Raw genomic sequence first — 22,852 nt, forward strand, 5'->3', positions numbered from 1 at the left:
TCTTTAGGTTTCACGTGCAACGGTATCGACGGCCTTGGCTAGACCCTCGATCACCTGCGCGCCCGGGAGCGCACCCAGCGCCGGACCGGGCAGTGCGATCTTGCTGTGTCGCACGCCGGACCCGACGATGACGTGCGGCGTGGCGGCGACCCGCGAGTCGACAAGGATCGGCCAGTCCTCGGGGAGGCCGATGGGCGTGATGCCGCCGTACTCCATCCCGGTCAGCTCCACCGCCTCCGCCATCGGCGCGAAGCTCGCCTTGCGTACGTCGAGCAGCTTGCGCACCACGCCGTTGACGTCGGCACGCGTGGTGGCCAGGATGACGCAGGCCGCGTAGCGGGTCACGCCCTCGCGCTTGCCGGCGACCACGACGCAGTTGGCCGAGACGTCCAGGCCCACCTCGTACGCCTCGCAGAACGCGGCGGTGTCGGCGAGCGTGGCGTCGATCGGCGCCACCAGCACCTCGTCGACGCCGACGGGGGCGTCCTCCCGCCACACCTCGAGTGCGGCCGCGGTGGGCGTGGCGAGCAGGTCCGGCCGCGTGCGGGCCGGCTCGGTCTTCAAGGTCCCTATCACGCCTGCGAGTCTCGCACCGGCGCGTACCGCTCGGCGAGGTAGTCCCGCCAGGTCCGCGTGCCGGTCGGCTCGGCGGTGGTGGTGAGCGCGCCGGTGCGCATCGCCTTGGCGGTGCGGCCTGGGAGGCGGAGCGAGAGCACGGGACGCCGCTTGCCCGTGGCCTGGAGCCAGGTGCGCACGATCTCCACCGAGCTTTGCACCTCCGGGCCGCCGTACTCCTCCACCTCGCGGCTCGGCCCGCTGGTCACGAGTGCGGCGAGGCGGTCGGCGACGTCGCGCGGGTCCACCAACTGCGCCGTGATCGCCGGGTCGGCGACGATCACGCCCAGCCGGCTTACCGGCGGGAGGAAGCGGTTATCCACAAGCTGTGGAAACTGTGTGGCCCGCAGGATCGACCAGGGCACCGGGCCGGCCTGCACCACCTTCTCCGCCGCCAGCTTGTGCCGGTAGTACGGGAACGGGATGCGGTCGATGCCGACGATCGAGATGTAGACGACGTGCCGCACCCCGGCGGCGGCCGCGGCCGTGACGAGCCGGCGAGTACCGCCGACGTCGATCTCGGCGATCCTGCGGTACCTGGTCGCGGAGGCCAGGTGGACGACCGCGTCCACACCGGCCACCGCCTCGGCCACTCCATCGCCGGTAACCAAATCCGCCCGTACCCAGCCGGGGCGCGGTCGGCGGCTGGTGCCGCGCACCTCGTGGCCGTCCCGCTCCAGCCGAGGTACGACCGCCGTGCCGAGTACGCCGCTCGCTCCTGTCACGAGAACCCTCATGCCGTGGTGGACGAGTCACCACACGGGAATGTGACGGTACGGGCTTGACGCTCTTGGCTAATACTGTTAGCTTTTTGGCTATGACTACTAGGTATCTGGATCGTGGCGAGGGCCGGATCGCGTACGAGGTGCGGGGAGACGGTCCGCTGATCGTGTGCGTGCCCGGCATGGGCGACCTCCGCTCCAGCTTCCGCTTCGCCGTCCCAGTGCTGGTCGACGCCGGCTACCGCGTGGTCACGGTGGACCTGCGCGGGCACGGGGAGAGCGACGACGGCTTCAGTGCGTACGACGACCCGGCGCTCGCCTCCGACATCCGCGCGCTGGTCGCACACCTGGGCGGTGGGCCGGCGCTGCTGTTCGGCAACTCGATGGGCGCGGCCGGCTCGATCCTCGCCGCTGCCGAGGAGCCCGACCTGGTCGCCGGGCTGGCGCTGACCGGTCCGTGGGTCCGCGACCCCAGGCCCGGCCTCTTCATGCGGCTGGCCCAGCGCGTGATGCTGGTCAAGCCGTGGGGCCCGGCCGCGTGGCGCGCGTTCTACAAGACCCTCTACCCCGGCCGCCGCCCCGCCGACCTGGCCGCCCACCAGAGCCGCATCGGTGTCTCACTGCGCCGTGGCGACCACTGGCGATCGTTCCTGCGGACGGTCGTCACCAGCCACGCTCCGGTCGAGGCCCGTCTCGACGACGTGCGGGCGCCGACGCTGGTCATCATGGGCGAAAAGGACCCCGACTTTCCCGACCCGGCGGCCGAGGCCCGCTACGCGGCCGAGCGCCTGCGCGGCGAGGTCCTGCTGGTGCCGGAGTCTGGCCACTACCCGCAGGCCGACTCGCCCGACGTGGTCAACCCGGCGGCGCTGGCGTTCGCCGCCAAGGTCTTCGCGCGGCCGTAGCACGTGCTCGGCTGCCTGGCGCTGGGCCCAGCGCCGCGGCCTGCGCGGGGCCTCAGCGGCTCGCCGGGGTTTGGTGCGTGCCCTGACCTCAGCTCGCGGTCGGTGCTCAGTGCCCTGCGCGGGGCCTCAGCCCCTCGCCGGGGGCCTCAGTCGCGGGCCCGGTCCTCAGTCCCGGCCTGGTCCTCAGTCCCGGTGGAGGCCTCAGCTCGCGGGTCGGGGCGCCTCAGCGCTCCCGGCCGTGCCGAAGGTCAGGCAGTAGTCGTTGCTGATGCCTGGGAGCAGCGCATCCCAGCACAGAAACGTCTCCTGCTGGAGCACCAGGTGCCGGGAGATGACCCGCCCCATGTCCCAGGCGAGCGGCGTGATCACTCCGTCGTCCTCGACGTTGGCCACGTTGACGACCGCGTGCCCGCCGGGCCGCAGCAGCCCCGCCACCTGCCGGAAGATGTCGCCGATCTCCGCCAGGTATGCCACGTAGTCGCCGTCCAGCGTCTCGTAGGCGTTGAGCGGGTTTTCCGGATGGTCGGTAGCCGACATGTACGGCGGCGAGGTCATGCACAGGTCGACCGGCCCGTCGACGAGCGCGGCGAGGTCGCGCGAGTCGCCCTGCACGACTGCGACCTCACCGCCGCTGAGCCGCCCCCGGATCAGCTCGACGCGCTCGGGGAGCAACTCCACGCCGATCGCCCGCCGGCCCATCCGCTCGGCCACGACAAGCGTGGTGCCGAAGCCGGCGAACGGGTCGAGCACCAGGTCACCCGGTGACGTGAACTCCTCCAGCGCCGCCTCGACCAGGCTCTCGGGATAGTGGACGTCCTCGTCGGCGCCCTCTGGTCGCTCCGCGAACAGGTCAGCAACCCGGAGGTACAGCCACGGTTTCACACCCGTCAGTATCCGCGTACCGCGCGCCCATCACGCCGCCGGCCTTGCCGAGCGGCCCGCGGAGGTTGTCGAGCGCCATCCCGGCGGGCGTGGTCCACGCGACCCACGAGCGGACACGCTGGCCCAGTCGCGCTCGGCCGGCCCGGGGCCCGTTGACGGCGTCCCCGCGCTGCTGAGTGTCTGGCGCCGGCTCAGCGACCTGCCACACAGCAGTACGTGGACTGCAACGCATAGCGGGAGCGGCCCAAGGCCGCTCCCGCTATAACGTGTGCGTTTGCTCTGAAAGCCGCAGCGCGAACTACTCGCCCCTCAGCTAGGGGATCACTCGGCCGAAAGAACGAATCGGGACATAACCCACCATAGGGCACTCCCCTGGTTTCCACACGATCATGGTGGAGCCGAGGGGACTCGAACCCCTAACCCCTGCCTTGCAAAGGCAGTGCTCTGCCAGTTGAGCTACGGCCCCGCTGGCGGCGCAGCCGCCGAGGAGTGGACTAGCGAAGGTCGGGCGCGGTGGTGGCCTCGTGCCACAGGGCGCGCTCGTCGTTGGACTCCTTGACCTTCTTGGCGATCAGGGCCGCCGCGCCGATCACACCGGCGACGATAAGGAGCTTCTTCCACATTGGGGCGATCCCCTTCAGGTTGAGTTATCTCGGCCGGATCAATGCATGGTGGGGCTAGCTGGAATCGAACCAGCGACCTCAGAGTTATCAGCTCTGCGCTCTAACCGACTGAGCTATAGCCCCGCGCGTGCGACGACGAGCAAGGTTACCGTACTCGGGAAGCTTCTCCCAAGTTGGGGCGCCCGCCACGCCGAGCGCCCCCGTTGTCCCGCTCAGTCCCGCTCTGCGAGGGTCAGTTCGACGCCGCCCACCAGGTCGGCACAGACGTTGTAGATGAACGCTCCGAGCGTGGCCAGCGCCGTGAAGAGCACGACGTTGACCGCTCCGATCAGCGCAGACGTGCCGATAACGCCCTTGGCCGTGATCCGGAAGGTGCTCCCGTTGTCGCCACCGCCGGCGCTCACCAGGTCGGAGAGGCTGGTGTTGACGCTCTCGAAGACGCCCATCGCGTCGAGCGCGAGGTAGAGCACACTCGTGGCGACGATCACGACGATGAAGAGCACCAGCGACACGGCGAACGAGAACTTCATGACCGACCACGGGTCGATGCGCTTCACATTGAGCTTGGCCCGCCGCGGGCCGCGGGAGGCCGCGGACGCCACGGTGCTCCGGGCCGCGCGCACAGCCTCGCCGACCCGCGCCGCGCCCACCGCAGCCGCACCTGCCGCGCCCGCGCCGACCGTGCGCACCGAGGCGCCGCCCGCGGCGGCCCGCCCGGAGCCCGGCCTCGCCACGCCCGGCGGCATGGTGGGCGCCGCTGACGCCGCTCCTGGGGTCGCCTGTGTCGCGCCCGCCGGCGGCGAACTCACCGGCGCCTTCCCCGCGGCCACCGGAGCGGTGGCCGGCGAGGCGGACTGGGGCTTTTGCCCCTCGGCCGGCGGCTGGTCGGGGGGCGGCGGCATGCCAGGAGCCCGAGTGAACTTCGGGGACGCTGCGTCAGCGGGGACTGCCGCCCGGCCCACGACCGCGCGGCCGGTCGCCGGTGTGCCGCTGGCGGCGGCCTCCTCCTCGACCGGGTTGGTCGAGGTCCCCGCAGCCCCCGACTTCGCCTGTGTCTCCGTCATCAACTAGTCCTGTTCGTCAGGCTCGTCGGCATTGCGAGCAATGGCCACGATGGTTACACCGTCTGGCAGGTCCATCAACTTGACCCCCATTGTGTTCCGATCGCGAGTGCGGCGTACAGGCTTCACCGGAGTCCGGATAACTCCACCGTTACTTGTGATAGCGAAGAGCTCGTCGTCCGGGTTGATGACGACCGCACCGACAAGTGCACCACGACGCTCGGTGATCTTCGCGGTCAACACGCCCTTGCCGCCACGACCCTGTACCGGATACTCCTCGATCGGTGTCCGCTTCGCATACCCGCCGTTGGTGGCCACCAAAACATCCATGCCCTCGCGTACGACCTCCATGGCCAGCAACTCGTCGTCGTCACTGAACCGCATACCTATCACACCAGAGGTGGCGCGACCCATCGGACGGAGAGCTTCGTCGGTGGCGTTGAACCGGATCGCCTGGGCGTTCTTGGAAACCAGCAGGAGGTCGTCCTGCGGGCCGGCGAGCGCGGCGCCGACCAGCTCGTCTTCGTCGCGAAGGTTGATGCCGATGATCCCGCCGCTGCGGTTGGAGTCGAACTCCTCCAGCCGGGTCTTCTTCACGAGCCCATTCTTGGTGGCGAGCACAAGGTAGGGCGCGACCTGGTAATTGGGGATCACGATCACCTGTGCGATGTGCTCCTCCGGCTGGAAGGCCAGCAGGTTGGCGACGTGCTGCCCCTTGGCCACGCGGCTCGCCTCGGGCAGCTCGTAGGCCTTGGCGCGGTAGACCCGCCCCTTGTTCGTGAAGAACAGCATCCAGGAGTGCGTCGAGGTGACGAAAAAGTGGCTGACGATGTCGTCCTGGCGGAGTGAAGCACCGCTCACCCCCTTGCCGCCCCGGCGCTGCGAGCGGTAAAGGTCGACCTTGGTGCGCTTCGCGTATCCGGTGCGGGTGATCGTGACCACCACGTCCTCGCGCGCGATGAGGTCTTCCATCGAGACCTCGCCGTCAAACGGCACGATCTTGGTACGGCGGTCGTCGCCCCACTTGGCGACGATCTCGGCCAGCTCCTCCGAGATGATCTTCCGCTGGCGCTCGGGCTTGGCGAGGATGTCCTTGAGGTCGGCGATCTCCAGCTCGATCTTCGCCAGCTCGTCGATGATCTTCTGGCGCTCGAGGGCGGCCAGGCGGCGCAGCTGCATGTCGAGGATGGCCGTGGCCTGTACCTCGTCGATGTCGAGCAGCTGGATCAGGCCGGTGCGGGCCTCCTCAACGGTGGGCGAGCGCCGAATGAGCGCGATCACCTCGTCGAGCGCATCGAGCGCCTTGACCAGACCGCGCAGGATGTGCGCCCGCTCCTCCGCCTTGCGCAGCCGGAAGGCCGTGCGCCGGCGGATCACGTCGAGCTGGTGCTCCACGTAGTAACGGATGAACTGGGCCAGGTTGAGCGTGCGCGGCACCCCGTCGACCAGCGCCAGCATGTTGGCGCCGAAGGTCTCCTGGAGCTGCGTGTGCTTGTACAGGTTGTTGAGCACGACCTTCGCCACCGCGTCGCGCTTGAGCACGATCACGATGCGCATGCCCGTACGGCCGGAGGACTCGTCGCGGATGTCGGCGATGCCGGCGAGCTTGCCCTCCTTGACCAGCTCGGCGATCCGCTCGGCGAGGTTGTCCGGGTTGACCTGGTAGGGCAGCTCGGTGACGACGAGGCAGGCGCGCCCCTTCTTGTCCTCCTCGACCTCGACCACCGCGCGCATACGGATCGAGCCGCGACCGGTGCGGTAGGCGTCCTGGATCGCGGCCATCCCGACGATCAGGCCATGCGTCGGGAAGTCGGGCCCCTTGACGATCTGGATCAGCTCGTCGAGCGTGGTGGCCTCGTCGGCGTCCGGGTGCTCCAGGCACCACTGCACCGCGGCGGCGATCTCCCGCAGGTTGTGCGGCGGGATCTTGGTCGCCATGCCGACCGCGATGCCCTCGGAGCCGTTGATCAGCAGGTTGGGGATCCGCGACGGCAGGATCGTGGGCTCCTTGGCCCGGCCGTCGTAGTTGTCCTGCATGTCGACGGTGTCTTCGTCGATGTCCCGCAGCATTTCCATGGCCAGCGGGTCAAGCTTGCACTCGGTGTACCGCATCGCGGCCGCCGGGTCGTTGCCGGGCGAGCCGAAGTTGCCGTTGCCGTCGACCAGGGGGTAACGCAGCGACCACGTCTGTGCCATCCGCACGAGCGCGTCGTAGATGGCCGAGTCGCCGTGGGGGTGGAACTGACCCATGACATCGCCGACGACCCGGGAGCACTTCACGTAGCCGCGGTCCGGACGGTAGCCCGAGTCGTACATCGCGTAGAGGATCTTGCGGTGCACCGGCTTGAGGCCGTCGCGCACGTCCGGCAGTGCCCGACCGACGATGACGCTCATCGCGTAGTCGAGGTAGGAGCGCTGCATCTCCACCTCGAGCCCGACCGGTTCGACCCGGAGGCGCTGGTTGCCGCCTTCGCCGTTTTCCTCGGCGTCGTTCGAGTCTTCCGGTTCGCTATCGAATGGAGTGTCCGTCACAATCAAACCCTTATCAGACTAAAAGCCGCATTACACCTGTGGACAACGGCTGTGGAAATTGCAAAAGCTGTGGATAACCTTGTGGGCTCGGTCCGCGCCCGGCTCGCCGTGCCCCCTTCCGGCTCACCGTGCCGGCCCGACTCCACCGCGGGCGGAGCCGGGCCGAGCTGCGCTAGATGTCCAGGAAGCGCACGTCCTTGGCGTTTCGCTGGATGAACGAGCGGCGGGCCTCCACGTCTTCGCCCATCAGGACGCTGAAGAGCTCGTCCGCCGTTGCGGCGTCGTCCAGGGTCACCTGACGCAGCGTACGGGTGCCCGGGTTCATCGTGGTGTCCCACAGCTCCGGGTAGTTCATCTCGCCGAGACCCTTGAACCGCTGGATGTCGTCCGGCTTGGCGTTGGGCTTCTTCTCCTGGCGCAGGCGGATCAGGCCGTCCCGCTCGCGGTCGGAGTACGCGTACTGCGCGTCGTCGCCCTTCTTGTTCCACTTGATCTTGTACAGCGGCGGGGCGGCCAGGTAGACGTGCCCCAGTTCGACCAGTGGCCGCATGAAGCGGAAGAGCAGCGTCAGCAGCAGGGTCTGGATGTGCTGGCCGTCGACGTCGGCGTCGGCCATCAGGATGATCTTGTGGTAGCGCAGCTTCTCGATGTCGAACTCTTCGTGCACACCGGTGCCGAGCGCGGTGATCAGCGACTGCACCTCGTTGTTCTTCAGCACCCGGTCGATCCGGGCCTTCTCCACGTTGAGGATCTTGCCGCGGATCGGGAGGATCGCCTGCGTGCGGGGGTCGCGGCCCTGCTTGGCCGAACCACCGGCGGAGTCGCCCTCGACGATGAACATCTCCGACTCGCGCGGGTCGGTCGACTGGCAGTCGGCCAGCTTGCCCGGCATCGAGCCGGACTCCAGCAGCGACTTGCGCCGGGCCAGCTTGCGCGCCTGGGCTGCGGCGATGCGCGCCCGAGCGGCGGCCGAAGCCTTCTGGATGATCGTCTTGGCCTCGGCGGGGTTGCGCTCGAACCAGTCGGTCAGCCATTCGTTGCAGACCCGCTGCACGAAGCTCTTCACCGGGGTGTTGCCGAGCTTGGTCTTGGTCTGACCCTCGAACTGCGGGTTGGCCAGCTTCACCGAGATGATCGCCGCGAGCCCTTCACGGATGTCTTCGCCGGAGAGCTTCTCGTCTCCCTTGAGCAGCTTCTTGTCCGCGCCGTACTTGTTGACCACGCTGGTCAGCGCCGCGCGAAAGCCCTCCTCGTGCGTGCCGCCCTCGTGCGTGTTGATCGTGTTGGCGAACGTGTAGACCGACTCGCCGTACGACTCGTTCCACTGCATGGCGATCTCGGCCGCCATGCCCTCCTCCTCGGCGCCGAACTCGATCACGGTCTTGTGGATCGCGCTCTTGGTCTGGTTGAGGTGGCGGACGAAGTCGGCGATACCGCCCTTGTAGAGGAACGTGACCTCGCGCGGCTTGCCGTCCTCCTCCAGCGTGCGCTCGTCGCGCAGGTGGATGGTGAGGCCGCGGTTGAGGAAGGCCATCTCCTGAAGCCGGCGGTAGATCGTCTCGAAGGCGAACTCCGTGGTCTCGAAGACCTGCGGGTCGGGCCAGAAGGCCACCGAGGAGCCACTGCGCGTGGTCGGCTCGCCCTTCTCCAGCGGGGAGGGCTTGGAGTCGCGGTACTGCTGGCGGTAGGTGAAGCCGTCCTTCCAGATCTCCAGCTCCATCCGCACCGAGAGCGCGTTGACGACCGAGACGCCCACGCCGTGCAGGCCACCGGAGACCGCGTACGCCTTGCCGTCGAACTTGCCGCCGGCGTGCAGCACGGTCAGCGCCACCTCGACGCCGGGCTTCTTGAGCTTGGGGTGGAGGTCGACCGGGAAGCCACGGCCGTTGTCGACCACGCGCACCCCCCCGTCGGCGAGGAGGAACACGTCGATGGTGTCGCAGTAGCCGGCCAGCGCCTCGTCGACCGCGTTGTCGACGACCTCCCAGACCAGGTGGTGCAGACCCCGCTCACCGGTGGAGCCGATGTACATACCGGGGCGCTTGCGGACCGCCTCCAGGCCCTCCAGGACGGTAATCGACTCGGCGCCGTATTCCTGCTTCTTCTGCGCTGCCACCCTCGGCCACTTTCTCGCACCGCCCAGCGCTGGTCGGCGCGGGGGGCGCGGGGTATGGCGGGCAGTCACGGCGGCAGGGGCGCGCGCCACCGCAACGTATGCTGGGGCGGGCGCTCCCGTCACCGCGGTCGCCCGCGGATCACGTTCACTCCGGACGCCAATCGAGCCGGCGCCGTCGTCGCCTCCAATCCTACTGTGCAGAAGCCGGAAACCGGGTACACGGCACCCCACGCGGGCACCTGAGACCTTCATAGCCGGCCGAATAGCGGCGGGCGCGACTCCCCCCACACGAGGGGCGCCCCGACGCGGATGACCGCCCAGCGGGACCGAAACCGTGCGACTCTGCTGGCTGCGCTCACGCCGCTCGCCGCGCGTCCCGGGCGGTCGCGTGCTCCGCCCTCGTCGCTACGCTCCTCGGGCCGGCGTTCGCCACCCCCGGGACTATCCGCTCGGGGGTCGCGCGAAGGGCACACCGTGTCGTAATTTTGCCCGGCGCCGTTTGAACGACCAGGCGCCTCTCGCACATGGCAGGCGCACGGTCACGCTGCGCTACAGGAAAGGGTGACCCCACGATGGGGCTGGACAACGTAGCCGTGAAATGGCCGCGTACCGGCCGTTTCTACGACCCGGTGGCCCCGGCCGAGTTCGTCGACTTCGCCGAGCTCGCGGACGACCCACAGGTCTCGTCGCCAACCGCCGCGCTCGCCGGCCACATCGCGAAGACCGGTACGGTGCGCGCGACGGCCTACACCGAGCTGGTCGACCTCCTGCTCGGCCTCGACGGTGTGCTGTACGCCACAGAGGCCGCGGCCGAAGACGAAGACCCCGTGATCGACCCGGACGGCTGTGCCTGGATCGCCGGCGGCCTGGAGCGCTTCGTCGAGAGCCACCGGGAGCACGGCGAGGCGGTCACGTTCGACACGGTGGGCGCGGTGCTGCGCGCTGCCCTCGCCGGCGGGCGCCTCGCCGACCAGCAGCTGAGGTGGCTCGACAACCGGCTCGACGGGCTCCGCGACGAGTCTGGCGGCGCGCCGCAGTGGAGCTTCTCCCGCTCGGAGCTGGGCGTGCTGTCCCGCTTCTACCGCCGGTGCGCCGACCGGGGCTTCGCCGTCTACGCCGACTTCTGAGACAAGCCTCTCCCCGGCGCCGGGACCGGACCGCCCGTGCCAAACGGCACAGGCGCGAAGAGGCGGGTCGTGTCAGCCGTACGTGTCTCGCGGGCCGCGCCCCCGCACCCGCCTGGTGCCGCGTGACCAGGACGGCGCGGCCGGCCCGTGGATGTGCAGCTTCTGCACCACGTTGTGGCCGACCTCGGCGGCGATCCGCTGGAGCAGCGACGCGGCGAGGAGGCGCAGCTGCGTCGCCCAGGCGGTCGACTCGGCCTCGACGGTGAGCTCGCCGCCGTCGAGCTTGATCGGCCGGCTGTGCTTGGCGATGTCTGGTCCGACCACGCGCTCCCAGGCCCCGAAGACGGTCGCCTCGGCCGCCGGACGCTGCCAGCCCCGCGCCTTGACCAGCTTGGCCAGCACGTCGCCGAACGCCTGCGGGTCGCGGGGGTCGGGCCCAGGTCCGGAGTATCCCCGCGCGCGCCGAACGCCACCGCCCGCGTCGCCACTCTCCGACGAGGTACGCCGCCGTGGTGCGGCCGCCTGCCGGCGTGCCTTTGCCGCGTCGAGTACGGCCCGGGCCAGCTCCGGTCCGGTCTTTTCGGGCTCCGGTTCACTCGACACGGCGGACCCCTCCCTCGGCCACCTCGTACCGGGCGCCGCGCAGTGCCTCCGGGACGTCTTCGGCGACCGCGCAGGTGACCAGCAGCTGGCTGGCGCCGCCGACCAGCTCGGCCAGGCGGGCGCGGCGGCCGGCGTCCAGCTCGGCGAAGACGTCGTCGAGCACAAGTACCGGCTCGATGCCCTCGGTGCGGAGCAGGTCGTACGCCGCGAGCCGCAGCGCCAGCGCGTAGGACCAGGACTCGCCGTGGCTGGCGTACCCCTTGGTTGGCAGGTCGCCGAGCGTGAGCGTGAGGTCGTCGCGGTGGGGGCCGACCAGCGTCACGCCCCGCTCCACTTCGGACGGCCGCGACTCGGTGAGCGCGGCGGCGAGGGCGGCCTGAAGCGTCTCGCGATCTGGCGGCTCCACCGGGACGGTCGCCTTGTAGGTGATCGCCGCACCGCCCTTGCCGGCCGCCACCGCGTCGTACGCCTTGGTCACGTGCGGGGCGAGCGCGGCCACCAGCTCCAGCCGGCCGGCGAGCAGCTCGGCGCCGTGCCGGGCCAGGTGGGCGTCCCACACGTCCAGTGTGGACAGGTCGCCGCCCCGGCTCCCGCCGGTCTTGCGGGCCAGGTACGCCGTGCGGAGCAACGCGTTGCGCTGCTTGATCACGCGGTCGTAGTCGGCGCGCACGCCCGCGTATCGCGGCTGGCGGGCGACGAGCAGGTCGTCGAGGTAGCGGCGGCGCTCGGCCGGGTCGCCGCGGACCAGCTCCAGGTCTTCCGGTGCGAAGAGCACGAGCCGCAGCGCGCCGAGCACGTCGCGGGCCCGGCGGACCGGGGAGCGGCCGAGGCGCGCGCGATTGGCCTTGCCAGGCACGATCTCCAGCTCGACCAGCAGCTCACGTCCATCGTGGACGATCATGCAGCGGATCACCGCCGCGCCCGCGCCCGCGCGCACAAGCGGGGCATCGGTGGCCACGCGGTGGCTGTCGAGCGTGGCCACGTAGCCGAGTGCCTCGATCAGGTTGGTCTTGCCGACCCCGTTGTGGCCGACCAGCACCGCCCCGCCCGGCTCGAGGTCGACCTCCACCCGCTCGTACGAGCGGAAGTCGACAAGCTCGAGCCGTCTGACATACATGGGGAAAGGCTACGGCCGCTTGCGGACCGCGTGCCCGCCGAACTGCTGGCGCAGCGCGGCGACCGCCTTCATGGCCGGCGAGTCGTCCTGCCGGGACGCGAAGCGGGCGAAGAGCGACGCGGCGATCACGTTCATCGGCACGGCCAGCCGGATCGCCTCCTCCACTGTCCAACGCCCCTCGCCGGTGTCTTCGGTGTAGCCGCTGAGGTTGGCCAGCTCCGGGTCCTCGTCGAGTGCCCGGTCGAGCAGGTCGAGCAGCCACGACTCGACGACCGAACCGTCCCGCCACGACTTGATCACGCCGGGCACGTTGGTGATGATCTCCGATTTGGAGAGCAGCTCGTAGCCCTCGGCGTACGCGTGCATCAGCCCGTACTCGATGCCGTTGTGCACCATCTTGGCGTAGTGACCGGCGCCGACCGGGCCGGCGTGCACGAAGCCGAACTGGCCCTGCGGCTTGAGCGCCTCGAAGACCGGCTCGAGCCGGGCCACGTGCTCCGCGTCGCCGCCCACCATCAGCGCGTATCCGTTTTCCAGGCCCCACACGCCGCCGGAGACCCCGACGTCCATGTAGCCGATGCCCTTCTCCGCCAGCCGCGCGGCACGCGGCTGGTCGTCACTGAAGCGCGAGTTACCTCCGTCGATGATCAGATCGCCCTCGCTGAGGAAGGTCGCCAGCTCCTCGATCGCCGCATCGGTCACCATCGACGGCACCATGACCCACACCGCGCGCGGCGGCGTCAGCCGCTCGACCATCTCGGCCAGGCTGGCGACGTCACTCACATCCGGGTTGCGGTCGTACCCGATGACCTCGTGCCCGGCCGTGCGCAGCCGGCCACGCATGTTGCCACCCATCCGGCCAAGGCCAACAAGCCCTAGCTGCATGACTTCGTCCCCCTTGTTATCCCTGCTGTCGCGCCAAGATAGCCCGATCAGCGGGTTACCCGGATTGGCATGATCAGATACCGGTATCCGGGGACGATCTCACCATCTTCACCGGCTGGCGAGATCACCGCCGGCTTGAAGGCGTCGACAAACGACAGCATCGCCGTGGGGGAACCGAGCGCGGCAAGGCCGTCGAGCAGGTACTGCGGGTTGAAGCCGATGGTCAGCGACTCGCCAGTGAAGGTCGCCTCCATCGCCTCGCTCGCCCGCGCCTCCTCGGTGCCGCCCGCCTCGACGACGAGCCCCTCGTCGCTGAAGCTCAGCAGGACCGGCGTCGTGCGGTCGGCGACCAGGGCGACGCGGCGGACCACCTCGTTGAGGGCAGCCACCGAAACCCGGGCCTCGGCGTTGTGCGAGGCCGGGAAGAGCGAGCGCACCGGCGGGTAGTTGGCGCCGTCGAGCAGGCGGCTGGTCGTGCGCCGCGCGCCACCGACAAAGCCGATCATGCCTTCCCCGGCGCCGCCGTGGGCGAGCGCCATCGTGACATCGCCTCCGAGGGGGCCCAACGTCTTGGCGGTATCGGCGAGAGTGCGCGCCGGCACCAACGCGTTGATGCTGACTTCGGGGTTTTCCGGCCGCCACTGCATCTCGCGCATGGCGAGGCGGTAGCGGTCGGTGGCGAGCATCGCCAGCGAGCTGCCATTGAGTTCGAGGCGCACGCCGGTCATCATCGGGAGCGTCTCGTCACGCCCGGCGGCGATCGCCACCTGCGCGACCGCGGAGGCGAACTCGGCGGCGTCGATCGTGCCCGCGCTGTCGGGCATCTCCGGCAGCGTCGGGTAGTCCTCCACCGGCATGGTGGGCAGCGTGAAGCGGGCGCTGCCGCAGACCAGCTCCAGGTGGGCACCGACGGCGGCGATGTCGACCGGCTTGGCGGGCAGCGCCTTGGTGATCTCGGCGAGCAGCCGGCCCGAGACGAGGGCCGCGCCGTCGGCGTCACCCTGCACGTCGACACTGACCTGGCTGGAGACCTCGTAGTCGAAGCCGGAGACGTTGAGCTGCCCATCGGTCACCCGCATCATCACGCCGGCGAGCACCGGCACCGAGGGCCGGTTGGGCAGGCTCTTCGCCGTCCACGCCACGGCGTCGGCGAGCGCGTCGCGCTCGACTCGGAACTTCATGCCTGTGCCTCCGCGTCGACTCGGGTGGTGTGGCGGTCGCACCTTGAACCTAGGCACAGAACCGCCCTACCGACCATAGGGCTCCCCCGACGGCGGCGTACGCCCACCCCCGGTGGTTTGCCCGATCAGATAGCTAGGTCGGACCGGCGGGCGCCGGTCCACAGAACGCACAACGCTGGTGATTGGTTTTTGTTGTCTTAGAAGGATCAAGTTCATCGTCTTCATAGGGCCTGTGCGAACTGTGGAGGAAGGGCGTCTGCGCTGGCCAGAGGGTTATCCACCGGTGGTTTGGCTGTGGAGAAGCAGGGTATGAACCGGGTCGCCTCTCCACAGGTTGGTGTTCAAGCAACAGTTGTCCACCGTTGTCCACCGCTCATCCACCGGCTATCCCCCGGGTTTCTCCCCAGGTGTGTGGAGAGAGCGTCGGCGGCCGGTGGTCGCTGTCCCCAGAACCTTCAACACCCCGTACACAGCCGGCCATCGCCGGTGGATAGAGATGTCACCCGCCGTACACGTCCACAGCGATTTCCCCAGGGGTTGTCCACAGGTTGTGGGTAAAGCCTTGCAAGAACACAAGGGGTTGTCCACCGACAGTGGACAGAAGGTGTGGACGCGTGTGGATGGGTGTGGAAAGCCGACTTTCGGTTACGTCTCGTGTCCACACCTGTGGGTAAACCGGAGCCGCCCGATGCGAGGCGTAGTTGTGTGATCGCAAAGCGTGGCGGCCGGACGATGTGGGGTGGGGGCGCCGCGCGGTGCGCTCGATCGCCGTGCGCGCACGACCCGAGGGCACGGTGGCAAGCGAATGGTTCGCGGCCGACGAGTCCCGTGACGGCGGGCGCGGCGGCACGGGGCGACAGTCCCACGATGGCTGCCGGCCGCCGCTGGCGTTGGACGCGTGGCCCTGGGGCTGGCCGGTGGTCTACCGGTGGGGCGCCGCGCGCGTCAGGAGTTCTGCTTGATCCGGTTGGTCAGCTCGGCGATCTGGTTGTAGAGCGAGCGGCGCTCGGCCATCTGCTGGCGGATCTTCCGGTCGGCGTGCATCACCGTGGTGTGGTCGCGGCCGCCGAAGGCCTGCCCTATCCGAGGCAGCGACAGGTCGGTCAGCTCGCGGCAGAGGTACATGGCGACCTGTCGGGCGTTGACGAGCACGCGTGAGCGGGAGTGGCCGCGCAGGTCTTCGAGGCTCACACCGAAGTAGTCGGCCGTCGACACCATGATCTGGTCGGCGGTGATCTCCGGCCCCGAGCCGTCCGGGATGAAGTCGCGCAGCACCTCTTCGGCCAGCGACAGCTCGACCGCCGATCGGGTGAGCGAGGCGAACGCGGTCACCCGGATGAGTGCACCCTCGAGTTCGCGGATCGAGTTGGAGATCCGCGAGGCGATGAACTCCAGCACGTCGGGCGGCGCGAACAGCCGCTCCTGCGCCGCCTTCTTCTGGAGGATCGCGATGCGGGTCTCCAGGTCGGGCGGCTGGATGTCGGCGAGCAGCCCCCACTCGAACCGCGTACGCAGGCGGTCTTCGAGCGTCGCCAACTGCTTGGGCGAGCGGTCGGACGTGATGACGATCTGCTTGTTGGCGTTGTGCAGCGTGTTGAACGTATGGAAGAACTCCTCCTGCGTCCGCTCCCGGTTTTCCAGGAACTGGATGTCGTCGATCAGGAGGATGTCCACGTCTCGGTAGCGCCGCTGGAACGCGCTCGTCTTGTCGTCGCGCAGCGAGTTGATGAAGTCGTTGGTGAACTCTTCGGTGGAGACGTACCGCACCGAGCGCGCGTTGCCGAGCGTCGTGGCGTAGTGGCCGATCGCGTGCAGCAGGTGGGTCTTGCCCAGCCCCGAGCTGCCATAGATGAAGAGCGGATTGTACGCCTTCGCCGGCGACTCGGCGACCGCGACCGCCGCCGCGTGCGCGAAGCGGTTGGAGGAGCCGATGACGAACGTCTCGAACATGTACTTCGGGTTGAGCCGGTTGCCGCCGGTCTCGGTACCCCCGCCGGGTCGTCGGTCGTCGCGCGCCGGACCGCCCGGACGGTGATCGCGCCCGGCGGCGCCGCGGTCGGTCATGGTCGCGGCGCGACCGGGTCCGCTGTCCGGACCGCTGTCGTGGCGCAGCTCGCGGGTCGTCGGCTCGTCGCGGCGGGCCAGGTCGGGGTGGTGCATGCCGTCCCGGTAGTCGGGGCTCGGCTCGGCGTGCGCCGGCAGCCGGTCGGTCTCGTCGAGCGGCTCGACCGGTTGGCGCGGCGGGGTGAAGAGGGCGCCCTGCTCCTGCTCGGGATCGCGGGCCATGGGTACGGACGCCGAGCCGGTCGCCGTCGCCACCGCGGGCGAGATCGGGTGCTGGGCGGAGCCGGTGGGCTCCTCCTCCACGAATGGGTCCTCGAACCCGTCGCCGCCGTCGAGGTCGGCCGGGCTGCCGTAGATCGTGCCAGCCGGGCGCCCTTGTCCGTCTTCCGGCGGCCGGATCGTCACAGCCACCTGGATCGGCCGGCCGAGGCGGCGGGAGAGCGCGTCGGTGATCGCGGGACGCAGCCGCGACTCGATGACGTCCCGGGTGAACGCGTCGGGCACGGACAGCAGCGCGATGTCTTCGACGATGGCGCCCAGGCGGGTCAGCCGGAGGTACGCGCGCTGCTGTGCCGAGACGATCTCGTCTGCCAGCTCTTCGGTCGCCGCCATCCAGACGACGGCCAGATCGGTTTCGGCCACCCCTCGCGCCACCCCCTTCGCACTCCGAACCCGCAGGCCGCCGATGCTGCCCACCGACCGCTGTCCACAAGTTATCCACAGCCTGTGTACCGAACGATTGTGGCTCGCCGCCCGACGCACCAGCGACTCTTCGCCCGGCCTGCGACGACGCTGGAGCGGGTACACCGTGCCGAACGACTGACTGCCTCGTCCGGTTTTGCACCGATTTGTAGCGGCAGTGACCCCCTGACGCGGACCGGCAATCGGGCACGCTAACAGCGTTGTCCACAACCCTTCAACCGCTGTCTACGCCAGTTCGTTGTCGGTGGCCGCGAAACCGCGCATTGAGGCCACTGCCCACGGTGATATGAGCTGTACGCCGCGTTTCGGAGGCCCGCTTCGATGTCTGGTCGCCACGTCCGTTTGACGCTCATTGCCAGCCTGCGTAAGCTTGAGCGGCTGCTCCGTGGCCTGACGGAGCGTCTCGTGCTGGGCAATATCGTGCTGGGCACGTGGCACTCAGCGTGCTGAGCGAAGCACCCGGTGAAGTGAAGCGGAGATACTGACGTGAGCAAGCGCACCTACCAGCCGAACAACCGCCGGCGTGCCAAGACCCACGGTTTCCGGCTGCGCATGCGCACCCGCGCCGGCCGTGCCATCCTCGCCTCCCGCCGTTCGAAGGGCCGCACCCGCCTGTCGGCATGAGCCCGACGGGCTGGTCGAAGGTGAGGTAGGCGTGCTTGCCGCGGCGCAGCGACTGCGGCGCAGCAGCGACTTCGCCGCAGCGGTCCGCGGTGGCCGCCGGGCCGGTCGCGGCTCGGTGGTCGTCCACCTGACCATCCCCCAGCAGTCCGAGCTTTCCGAGCCGGCGCGCACCGAGGAGTCTCCGGTGCGCGCCGGCTTCGTCGTATCCAAGGCCGTCGGCGGCGCGGTGACGCGTAACACGGTCCGGCGGCGCCTCCGCCACCTCGTGCGCGACCGGCTCGGCGACCTGCCCGCGGGGAGCGTGCTCGTGGTGCGGGCCCAGCCCGGCGCGGCGACCGCCTCGCACGACCGGCTCGGCGCCGACCTGGACGCCGCGCTCACCGCCGCCCGCTCGCCCTCCCGGGGATCCGGCCGCGGTCGCTCCGGTTCTCCCGGGGAGAAGGGACGGCACCGTGGGTGACGAACGGCACGTGGAGCAGGCACCCGAAGCTCGCCCTGGGTTAGCGGCCCGGGTGCTGAGCGCGCTGGTCATCGCGTACCGTCGTTGGATAAGCGCGGCGCTGCCGGCGCGCTGCCGGTTCTATCCGTCATGTAGTGCGTACGCCCTCGAGGCGATCGCCAAGCACGGCGCCCTCCGGGGGACCGGCCTCGCGACCTGGCGGTTGTTGCGCTGCCACCCGTTCCACCCCGGCGGGTACGATCCCGTGCCCCCACCCAAGAGCCACCGTCGTGCTGATGTGACTGGAGCCCCGAATTGAGTCTCGACTGGATCTACTGGGCGATCTCGTGGATCCTGCTGCGCTGGCATTCGCTGTGGGAAATGATCGGCATCTCAGACGGCACCGTGCTGGGGACCAACTGGGCCTGGATCCTGTCGATCATCTTCCTCGTCGTCACGGTCCGGGTGATCCTCTTCCCGGTCTTCGTCAAGCAGATCAAGTCGCAGCGTGCGATGCAGGCGCTGCAGCCCCAGGTCAAGGCGCTTCAGGAGAAGCACAAGGGTGACCGGGAGACGCTCCAGAAAGAGATGATGGAGCTCTACCGGAAGGAGAAGGCCAATCCGCTCATGGGCTGCCTGCCCATGTTCCTGCAGATCCCGGTCTTCCTCGGCCTCTTCCACGTGCTCCGCCGGCTCGACCCGGTGCAGACGCTCAACACCACCATCTACGGGTGGACCCAGGCGCAGTGGGACAGCGCGGTGCACGCGAAGCTCTTCACCGCGCCGATCGCCGCCCAGTTCGGCTCGTCTACCGCCGAGCTGGAGGGGATGGGCGCCAACGGCACCACCGTGAAGGTGATCGCGGGCGTGCTGGTGCTCATCATGATGGCCACCACCTACCTCACCAGCCGCCAGATGATCCTCAAGACCGGCTGGGCCGAAGACCCGCAGCAGCGCATGATCCAGCGGCTGATGCTCTACGGCATCCCCGCCTCGCTGCTCGTCTCCGGCGCGATCTTCCCGATCGGCGTCATCATCTACTGGGTCACCAACAACCTCTTCACCCTCGGCCAGCAGCAGTGGGTCCTTCGGAAGTACCCGCCGCCGGTCATCAACACCAAGGACGGCAAGGCGGTGCCCGGCCCGGGCGCCCGCAAGGCGGCCGCGCCGCAGCAGCAGGAGAAGCCGAGCCGGTTCGGCCGTTCCAAGGCCAATGGCGCGGTGCAGGACACCAAGCCCGCGGTCGACGGCAGGGCCCTCGCGCCCAAGCCCGGCGCCAAGCCGGTAAATCCGAAGAAGCGCAAGCCCGCGAAGCGCCAGGGTTGACGCGACCGGTGCCCGCCGGCTCGACCGGCGGGCACCGTGGCGCTCCCCCGGCAGCCGCGATCGGCGCCTTACAACAGACGTGCCCGTGGACGCAGGCAAGCACTCGCCCGCCGCGGGAAACCAGCGGACCGGAAACGGTCCAGCCGAGCGAGTACGGAGATGAGATCGGTGACCGACACCAGCGTTCCCCAGACCGACCAGTCCCTCGATGACGAGTTGGACGCCCAGCCGGATGCGGTGGAGGACGGGGAGGAAGACGACGCCAAGGAGGCGGAAGCCGCCCCCAGCGACTCGGATCTCTTCCGGCAGAGCGAGATCGCCGCGGACTACGTGGAGGGCCTGCTGGACATCCTCGACTACGACGGCGACATCGACGAGCTGGTCTCGGCCGGCCGGCCGGTCGTCGAGGTGGTCGGTGGCCGCCTTCAGCCGCTGGTCGGCCAGCGCGGTGCCACGCTGGAGGCGCTCCAGGAGCTGACCCGGTTGGCCGTCTTTCGGCAGACCGGCTCGCCCAGCCGCCTGCTGCTCGACGTCGGGGGCTACCGGGCCAACCGCCGCAAGGAGCTCGCGGCCGTCGCCAAGAACGCGGTGGAGAAGGTCAAGGAGTACGGCGAGCCGGTGCGCCTGGAAGCGATGTCCGCGTTCGAGCGCAAGTGCGTGCACGACGTGGTCAACGCGCTCGCCGGCGTGGAGAGCGAGTCGGAGGGCGTGGAGCCCAACCGGCGGATCGTCGTCCGTCCGGTCGCCGAATAGCCGCGTGCCCAGCGACGTCTCATCCGGCCCGGGTGGCTTGCCACCCGGGCCGTTGTCTGCGCCAGCCCGTGCCCTCTTCGGTGACCGGCTGGATCTCGCGGTCGCGTACGCGGACCTGCTCGCGACCGATGGCGTGGTGCGCGGGCTCATCGGCCCCCGCGAGACACCCCGCATCTGGGATCGCCACCTGCTCAACTGCGCCGCGGTGGCGGAGTTGATCCCGCAGGAGGCTTCTGTCGTAGACGTGGGGTCCGGTGCCGGTTTGCCCGGTATCGTACTAGCTGTGGCCCGGCCCGACCTCACGGTCACCCTGGTTGAGCCACTGGCACGACGGACTGCCTTCCTGGCGGAGGTGGTGACGGAGCTCGACCTCGACCGGACCGTGGAGGTGGTCCGGGCGCGGGCCGAGGAGGTCGCCGGGATGAGTCCCGCCGACATCGTCACCGCTCGGGCAGTCGCGCCACTCGACCGGCTCGCTGGCTGGTGTCTACCCCTCGCCGCCATCGGTGGGCGGCTGCTCGCGCTCAAGGGCGCCTCGGCCGCCGACGAGGTGGCGGAACACCGTGACGCGGTCGGACGACTGGGCGGTGCCACGCCGGTCGTACGGCGATGCGGGGTCGGTCTCGTCGACCCGCCGACGACCGTCGTGGAAATCGTCCGGGAGCGCGTTGTCGTGCCGGCACGGTCGAAAACATCGCGGGGGGCGAGCCGCCGGTCTACTTCGGACGGTGGCGCCGCGCGTGGGGGCAGAGCGCGGAGGGGTTAGATGGTCGGGCGGCCGGAGACTGTTGGTGTCGGATGGCCGCCGGACACGGTGCCAATTCTTGGCGGCGCCCTGAGGCGTGTATGCGGCTTTCTCCTGTATGTCGTCCCACCGTTGTGTGGTGAGCGGGCTCATGTGTCGGACACCGATGGCCTCCGCCGCCCATCGGCCGTAGGCTGGCCGCGCGTCGATAGTGTGGAACCGGCGGCGGCTCCTGTGCGGCAGCGTCCCCCGCTGCCCGTCGGGCCACACCGATCGCCGGGGCATCCAGGCGCGAGTGCTGTTAAGGCCGACCTATCCGAAGTGGACAGGGATGACACGGTGCAGGACAACAGTAGGTACGACGATTTGGGGTTGAGCCACCCCGGTGGCTACCGCGTGGGCGGTGCCGCCGTTTCACGTGGAACTGACTACGACGGCTGGCCCGTCGGCCGCGGCGCTGCCAGACACGAGGGCATGTCGATGGCTGGACCGGGCGATCCCGACCCGCACGCCGTGCCGCAGCCGCGCGCCGGAAGTGGGTACGAGCGTCCCGCCCGCCAGGAAGGCGAGCCAGGGCCGGCGACGGGGAGGTCAGCAGTGCCAGAGCGTTCACCACAGCCGCCAGCGACGGGCTACCCGACGGGCGGTCAGGACGACCCGCACCGCCGCCCGGCGCCGTCACCGCGGCCGCATCCGTCCGCACCGGCCTCTCCTCCTCCGACCGGGCGTCCCTCGACCCCGGCTCGGGCCACCGCGTCCGTGACTCCGGTGTCGGGCGCGCCGGCGGCGTCTGATGGCGCACCTTCGACGGGATCTTCGTCACCCTCCCCGGGGCCACGCCCCGACACGCCCGCGCCGGGGGCCGGTGGTTATGGGGAGGAAGCTGGGGTTGACGCGTACGTTTCACGTGAAACCCCGTCGCGTGAAGAGGATGATCCACCGTTGGCTATGGAGGCAATGCGCGCAGTCCAGATCCTGAACCCGAGTGGTGAGGTGACCATGCCCCGCCCGGCCCGGCCCAGGATCATGTGCGTGGCAAACCAGAAGGGCGGCGTCGGCAAGACCACGACCACCGTGAACCTGGCCGTGGCACTCGCCCTCCACGGCAACCGGGTACTGGTGGTCGACCTCGACCCGCAGGGCAACGCCTCGACAGGGCTCAACGTGCCGCACCATGCGGGCATCCCGGACGTGTACGACTGCTTGATCGACAACGTGCCGCTGGCCGAGGTCGCCCAGGCGGTCGAGGGCATCCCCAACCTGTGGTGCGTACCGGCGACCATCGACCTCGCCGGCGCCGAGATCGAACTCGTCTCGGTCGTCGCCCGCGAGTCCCGGCTGGCCCGGGCGATCGCGGCCCACCCCGAGAAGTTCGACTACGTCTTCATCGACTGCCCACCCTCACTGGGCCTGCTGACGGTCAACGCGCTGGTGGCGGCTCAGGAGGTGCTGATCCCGATCCAGTGCGAGTACTACGCGCTGGAGGGTCTCAACCAGCTGATCAACAACATCAACCTCGTCAAGCAGCACTTGAACCCGACGCTCGACGTCTCCACGATCCTGCTGACCATGTACGACCGCCGTACCCGCCTGGCCGACGCGGTCGAGCAGGACGTGCGCAACCACTTCGGCGACAAGGTTTTGCAGGCGGTCATCCCCCGCAACGTCCGCGTCTCCGAGGCGCCCAGCTACGGCCAGTCGGTCATGACCTACGATCCCGGTTCGCGGGGCGCCACGAGCTACTTCGAGGCGGCTCAGGAGATCGCGGAGCGTGGGGTCAAACTGGGAGGGGCGGCGTGAGGCAGCCGTTCGTCGATGATCGGGAGAGTG

21 protein-coding genes and 2 tRNA genes are annotated in these 22,852 nt (G+C 69.6%); 9 read left to right on the plus strand and 14 right to left on the minus strand.

What is annotated here, in order from left to right; genetic code table 11:
* Positions 1-3: 3 nt before the first annotated feature.
* Both ACFFIA_RS35190 and ACFFIA_RS35195 read right to left on the minus strand, forming a co-directional pair.
* Positions 4-573 carry a YbaK/EbsC family protein gene (locus ACFFIA_RS35190; RefSeq protein ID WP_377260289.1) on the minus strand — a complete coding sequence of 190 codons (570 nt, stop codon included), beginning with the start codon at positions 571-573 and terminating at the stop codon, positions 4-6.
* The gene (locus ACFFIA_RS35195) at positions 573-1,340 is read right to left on the minus strand and encodes an SDR family oxidoreductase (protein ID WP_377259782.1); all 768 of its coding nucleotides are present in this window, start codon (positions 1,338-1,340) and stop codon (positions 573-575) included. The genes ACFFIA_RS35190 and ACFFIA_RS35195 overlap by 1 nt, the downstream gene beginning before the upstream one ends.
* Positions 1,341-1,432: 92 nt before the next feature.
* On the opposite strand from ACFFIA_RS35195, the gene ACFFIA_RS35200 reads away from it, so the two are divergent.
* Positions 1,433-2,242, plus strand: coding sequence for an alpha/beta fold hydrolase (locus tag ACFFIA_RS35200; protein ID WP_377259785.1), 810 nt, complete (start codon positions 1,433-1,435; stop codon positions 2,240-2,242).
* 201 nt (positions 2,243-2,443) lie between these two features.
* On the opposite strand, the gene ACFFIA_RS35205 is transcribed toward ACFFIA_RS35200, so the two are convergent.
* The 7 genes from ACFFIA_RS35205 to gyrB form a co-directional block, all read right to left on the minus strand.
* Positions 2,444-3,124 (minus strand): TRM11 family SAM-dependent methyltransferase, encoded by a 681-nt coding sequence (locus ACFFIA_RS35205; RefSeq protein ID WP_377259788.1) that lies wholly within the window; start codon positions 3,122-3,124, stop codon positions 2,444-2,446.
* 390 nt (positions 3,125-3,514) lie between these two features.
* Positions 3,515-3,590 (minus strand) — tRNA-Ala (locus tag ACFFIA_RS35210).
* A 28-nt stretch (positions 3,591-3,618) separates the two neighbouring features.
* Positions 3,619-3,747 carry a DLW-39 family protein gene (locus tag ACFFIA_RS35215; protein ID WP_377259791.1) on the minus strand — a complete coding sequence of 43 codons (129 nt, stop codon included), beginning with the start codon at positions 3,745-3,747 and terminating at the stop codon, positions 3,619-3,621.
* A 46-nt stretch (positions 3,748-3,793) separates the two neighbouring features.
* Positions 3,794-3,870, minus strand: a tRNA-Ile gene (locus ACFFIA_RS35220).
* An 89-nt stretch (positions 3,871-3,959) separates the two neighbouring features.
* On the minus strand, positions 3,960-4,811 hold the full coding sequence (locus tag ACFFIA_RS35225) for a DUF3566 domain-containing protein (RefSeq protein WP_377259794.1): 852 nt from the start codon (positions 4,809-4,811) through the stop codon (positions 3,960-3,962).
* Between the two features lie 3 nt (positions 4,812-4,814).
* Positions 4,815-7,340 (minus strand): DNA gyrase subunit A, encoded by a 2,526-nt coding sequence (gene gyrA / locus ACFFIA_RS35230; RefSeq protein ID WP_377259796.1) that lies wholly within the window; start codon positions 7,338-7,340, stop codon positions 4,815-4,817.
* A 172-nt stretch (positions 7,341-7,512) separates the two neighbouring features.
* Positions 7,513-9,456, minus strand: a complete 1,944-nt coding sequence (gyrB, locus tag ACFFIA_RS35235; RefSeq protein WP_377259800.1) for a DNA topoisomerase (ATP-hydrolyzing) subunit B — start codon at positions 9,454-9,456, stop codon at positions 7,513-7,515.
* Between the two features lie 572 nt (positions 9,457-10,028).
* Between gyrB and ACFFIA_RS35240 the strand changes: the two genes are divergently transcribed.
* The gene (locus ACFFIA_RS35240) at positions 10,029-10,583 is read left to right on the plus strand and encodes a hypothetical protein (protein ID WP_377259803.1); all 555 of its coding nucleotides are present in this window, start codon (positions 10,029-10,031) and stop codon (positions 10,581-10,583) included.
* Positions 10,584-10,655: 72 nt separating this feature from the next.
* Here the strand turns inward: ACFFIA_RS35240 and ACFFIA_RS35245 are convergent, their stop codons facing one another.
* The 5 genes from ACFFIA_RS35245 to dnaA form a co-directional block, all read right to left on the minus strand.
* Positions 10,656-11,186, minus strand: coding sequence for a DciA family protein (locus ACFFIA_RS35245; RefSeq protein WP_377259806.1), 531 nt, complete (start codon positions 11,184-11,186; stop codon positions 10,656-10,658).
* On the minus strand, positions 11,176-12,303 hold the full coding sequence (recF, locus tag ACFFIA_RS35250) for a DNA replication/repair protein RecF (protein WP_377259808.1): 1,128 nt from the start codon (positions 12,301-12,303) through the stop codon (positions 11,176-11,178). Before recF ends, ACFFIA_RS35245 begins: the two co-directional genes overlap by 11 nt.
* Before the next feature lie 9 nt (positions 12,304-12,312).
* Positions 12,313-13,188, minus strand: a complete 876-nt coding sequence (gene gnd, locus ACFFIA_RS35255; RefSeq protein WP_377259811.1) for a phosphogluconate dehydrogenase (NAD(+)-dependent, decarboxylating) — start codon at positions 13,186-13,188, stop codon at positions 12,313-12,315.
* A gap of 47 nt (positions 13,189-13,235) precedes the next feature.
* Complete coding sequence (gene dnaN / locus ACFFIA_RS35260; protein WP_377259814.1) at positions 13,236-14,369, minus strand: DNA polymerase III subunit beta; 1,134 nt, start codon at positions 14,367-14,369, stop codon at positions 13,236-13,238.
* A gap of 945 nt (positions 14,370-15,314) precedes the next feature.
* Positions 15,315-17,045, minus strand: a complete 1,731-nt coding sequence (dnaA, locus tag ACFFIA_RS35265; RefSeq protein ID WP_377260291.1) for a chromosomal replication initiator protein DnaA — start codon at positions 17,043-17,045, stop codon at positions 15,315-15,317.
* A gap of 576 nt (positions 17,046-17,621) precedes the next feature.
* On the opposite strand from dnaA, the gene rpmH reads away from it, so the two are divergent.
* The 7 genes from rpmH to ACFFIA_RS35300 all read left to right on the plus strand — a co-directional run bounded on the left by rpmH (position 17,622) and on the right by ACFFIA_RS35300 (position 22,822).
* Complete coding sequence (gene rpmH, locus ACFFIA_RS35270; protein ID WP_173057355.1) at positions 17,622-17,759, plus strand: 50S ribosomal protein L34; 138 nt, start codon at positions 17,622-17,624, stop codon at positions 17,757-17,759.
* Positions 17,760-17,790: 31 nt separating this feature from the next.
* Positions 17,791-18,219, plus strand: coding sequence for a ribonuclease P protein component (gene rnpA, locus ACFFIA_RS35275; RefSeq protein ID WP_377259816.1), 429 nt, complete (start codon positions 17,791-17,793; stop codon positions 18,217-18,219).
* A 10-nt stretch (positions 18,220-18,229) separates the two neighbouring features.
* Positions 18,230-18,517 carry a membrane protein insertion efficiency factor YidD gene (gene yidD, locus ACFFIA_RS35280; protein WP_377260293.1) on the plus strand — a complete coding sequence of 96 codons (288 nt, stop codon included), beginning with the start codon at positions 18,230-18,232 and terminating at the stop codon, positions 18,515-18,517.
* Entirely contained in the window at positions 18,514-19,524 is a 1,011-nt protein-coding gene (gene yidC, locus ACFFIA_RS35285) for a membrane protein insertase YidC (RefSeq protein ID WP_377259819.1), read from the plus strand. The genes yidD and yidC overlap by 4 nt, the downstream gene beginning before the upstream one ends.
* A 159-nt stretch (positions 19,525-19,683) precedes the next feature.
* Positions 19,684-20,277, plus strand: coding sequence for a Jag family protein (locus ACFFIA_RS35290; RefSeq protein ID WP_377259821.1), 594 nt, complete (start codon positions 19,684-19,686; stop codon positions 20,275-20,277).
* Between the two features lie 52 nt (positions 20,278-20,329).
* On the plus strand, positions 20,330-21,043 hold the full coding sequence (gene rsmG / locus ACFFIA_RS35295; protein ID WP_377259824.1) for a 16S rRNA (guanine(527)-N(7))-methyltransferase RsmG: 714 nt from the start codon (positions 20,330-20,332) through the stop codon (positions 21,041-21,043).
* Between the two features lie 459 nt (positions 21,044-21,502).
* On the plus strand, positions 21,503-22,822 hold the full coding sequence (locus ACFFIA_RS35300; protein WP_377260295.1) for a ParA family protein: 1,320 nt from the start codon (positions 21,503-21,505) through the stop codon (positions 22,820-22,822).
* Positions 22,823-22,852: the final 30 nt, after the last annotated feature.

It is taken from the genome of Phytohabitans kaempferiae (assembly GCF_042433955.1).
In the GTDB taxonomy this organism is placed as follows: Bacteria; Actinomycetota; Actinomycetes; order Mycobacteriales; family Micromonosporaceae; genus Phytohabitans; species Phytohabitans kaempferiae.